Genomic DNA, 2,741 nt, shown 5'->3' on the forward strand with positions numbered 1-2,741 from the left:
GTTTAGGTGCTTATGATACATTAGAAAATGGTAAAGTTCATGATCAGTACCGAATTAAATATTATCAAGATCATATTAAACAAATTCAACTGGCTATCAGTGATGATGTCGAAATGATGGGATATTGTCCTTGGTCAGCAATTGATTTGATTTCTACTCATGAAGGAGTTGTCAAACGTTATGGTTTTATCTATGTTGATCGTGACGAATTTGATCTTAAAACCTTAGCTAGATATAGAAAAGATTCTTTTTACTGGTATCAAAAAGTAATTGCTTCTAATGGTGAGGATCTAAGTGATTAAAAAGATTTTTACAAAAAAATCTTTAAAACATGATGAAAATAAAAAAGTCTTTCTAAAACAATGATAACATATTTATCTTTACGATAAGTTTTAATAAACTACCCATGTAAACAGGAGGAATGGAAATGAAAAAATATGCAGTAGTTACTGGAGCAGGATCAGGAATTGGTAAAGCAACCGCTAAGTATTTTGCTTCAAAAGGATTAAATTTAATTGTAGTTGATATTAATGAAGATAATTTAGTTGAATTAAAAGAAGAAATTAACGATCCCGTTGATATCCAAATTAGAGTATGTGATTTATCAAAAGAAGACCAGGTATTCGATTTATATCAAAAAACTAAAGAATATGATTTAGAAATATGGATGAATAATGCTGGTTTAGGAAATATGTGTCCATTATTAGAAACTGATATTAAAAAAGCATTGGTGTTAAATCGAGTAAATGTTGATGCAACAGCTATTCTAACATTACTATTTGCTAAGGATTATCAAGATAAAGAAGCAACCCTTATTAACGTTTCATCATGGAATGGTTATAGTATTACTCAAGGTAATCCCGTATATAGTGCTACTAAATTCTATACAAGTGCCTTATCTGAAGCTCTATATTGGGAATTAAAAACTAATAATAAACCATTAAAAGTAAAAATTATTTGTCCCGCTTTTACAAAAACAAACTTTATCGCAGCGTCTAGTGTAGTTGATCAGTCTAATCAGGATATTGATTATGATAAAGTTTATGGAGGCGGTAATACACCGGAAGAGATAGCTAAGTTTATTTACGAAATGTATCAAAGTGATGAGTTAATTGGCTATGTCGATGGAACGGATTATTCATTCCATAAAGTTGGTCCTAAATTACCGGATACGCATAATAAAAAAGATTTACCCAATCTGTTGACTAGATAATAGTAATAAATAATTTTCAATTAAATCATTTAAGAAAATTCGAAATACTATATTTAATAAGTATAAATTACAGCAACAAGAAAACGAGCATTGGCTCGTTTTTAGTTTTGAGTAAGGTGTTGGAAAAAAACTATTACATTTCATTAAGATTATCATCCAGCCAGGCAGCTTGATTTGATAATTTTCTAGTAAATATCCGTGATTTGTCTTGAGGATATTTATTTTGATGAAATTTAAATAATGTTTCTTGATTTTCTAACTGACAAACAATTTCGATTTTGCCTAAAGGATGACTCATGACATAACGAACTGCTTTACCAAAACCATTTTGATATGATTTAGCTTGATCAACAATTTTAATTCCTTCATTGATCGGTATTTGAAAACGTCCCTTGACTCCAGTAACTGGTCGGCATTGGAAAATATAATAAGGAATAACTTTAATTTTTGTCAACAATGATAATAATTCACCTAGCACTTTAGGATCATCATTAACTCCTTTTAATAAAACAGTTTGATTACGAACCAGGATACCTCTAGAAATCATGGCTTCAATGGATTTAATTGCTTCACTGGTGATTTCACGAGGATGATTAAACTGGGTTACTAAATAAATAGTTTTTTTCTTGGCATACTTTGCAAATAAATCTAAAAACTCTTTATCATCATAAATTCGTTGTGGAAAAGTAACCGGAACTCGAGAACCGAAACGAATAAAGTATAAATGATCAATATTTGTAAGTTCATCTAAATAACGTTTGATAATTTGATTAGGATTCATAAACGCATCACCGCCAGTAATTAAAACGTTAGTTACTTCATGATGTTTTTTAACATAATCAACTACTTCATCAACGCGTTTATTTAATTCCTGATTGGAAAGACCAATCATTCTTTTTCTAAAACAATGACGACAATACATAGCACATTGATTGGTCGAAAGTAATAAAACAGTTTGTTTATATTTATGTTGTAATCCTTCTAGCTTGGTATTACTAGCTTCACCGCTAGTATCAAAAGAACCGCCAGAATCAAATTCATTTAATGATGGTAAACACATTTTACCAATAGGATCATTAGGATCATTTAAATCAACTAATGATAAATAATATGGGGTGATCATCATTGGGTATCGCTCAATTATTTTTTCATATTCTTTTGTCTGATGATCATCTAAATTTAAAATTGCTGCTAACTGTTGAGCTGTTGTAATGCTGTTTTTTAATTCTTCTTGCCAGCTCATATTGCCACTTCCTTTCTTTGATCTAAAATGTAATTAAATGATATAATTACATTTTAGAAGTTAAATATTGCATATATTTGAACTTTTTCTAAAGAATAGCTTGAGAAAATTTTTAAGATATGGTAAAGAAATGTTTTTTTTGATAAGCTATCAATAGAGGTGGTAAAGATGAATTTTGAAAATAAAGTAGTTGTTGTAACTGGTGGTGCTAAAGGAATTGGAAAAGCAATTGTGGAAGCCTTTAAACAGGAAAAAGCTCATGTTTGTTTGATTGATATTGAAGAA

General features: G+C 29.5%; 4 protein-coding genes. 3 read left to right on the plus strand and 1 reads right to left on the minus strand.

The genetic code is table 11. From position 1 onward, the window contains the following. Positions 1 to 302: family 1 glycosylhydrolase (locus J7M77_RS16350; RefSeq protein WP_296880488.1), on the plus strand; the 302-nt coding region annotated here is incomplete at its 5' end. Between the two features lie 125 nt (positions 303 to 427). Continuing rightward, entirely contained in the window at positions 428 to 1,213 is a 786-nt protein-coding gene (locus J7M77_RS16355; protein ID WP_296880490.1) for an SDR family oxidoreductase, read from the plus strand. A gap of 133 nt (positions 1,214 to 1,346) precedes the next feature. Here J7M77_RS16355 and J7M77_RS16360 read toward each other — a convergent pair whose 3' ends face one another. Beyond that, on the minus strand, positions 1,347 to 2,456 hold the full coding sequence (locus J7M77_RS16360) for a KamA family radical SAM protein (protein ID WP_296880492.1): 1,110 nt from the start codon (positions 2,454 to 2,456) through the stop codon (positions 1,347 to 1,349). 168 nt (positions 2,457 to 2,624) lie between these two features. Here J7M77_RS16360 and J7M77_RS16365 point away from each other — a divergent pair. After that, positions 2,625 to 2,741, plus strand: a 117-nt coding sequence (locus tag J7M77_RS16365) for an SDR family NAD(P)-dependent oxidoreductase (RefSeq protein WP_296879880.1), incomplete at its 3' end; no start/stop codon positions are given.

Source organism: Thomasclavelia sp., assembly GCF_017889095.1.
In the GTDB taxonomy this organism is placed as follows: domain Bacteria; phylum Bacillota_I; class Bacilli_A; order Erysipelotrichales; family Coprobacillaceae; genus Thomasclavelia.

Excerpts from the sequence above, each read along its gene's own strand:
- J7M77_RS16355 (WP_296880490.1), top strand. The coding sequence starts at position 428 with ATGAAAAAATATGCAGTAGTTACTGGAGCAGGATCAGGAATTGGTAAA.
- J7M77_RS16360 (WP_296880492.1), bottom strand. The coding sequence starts at position 2,456 with ATGAGCTGGCAAGAAGAATTAAAAAACAGCATTACAACAGCTCAACAG.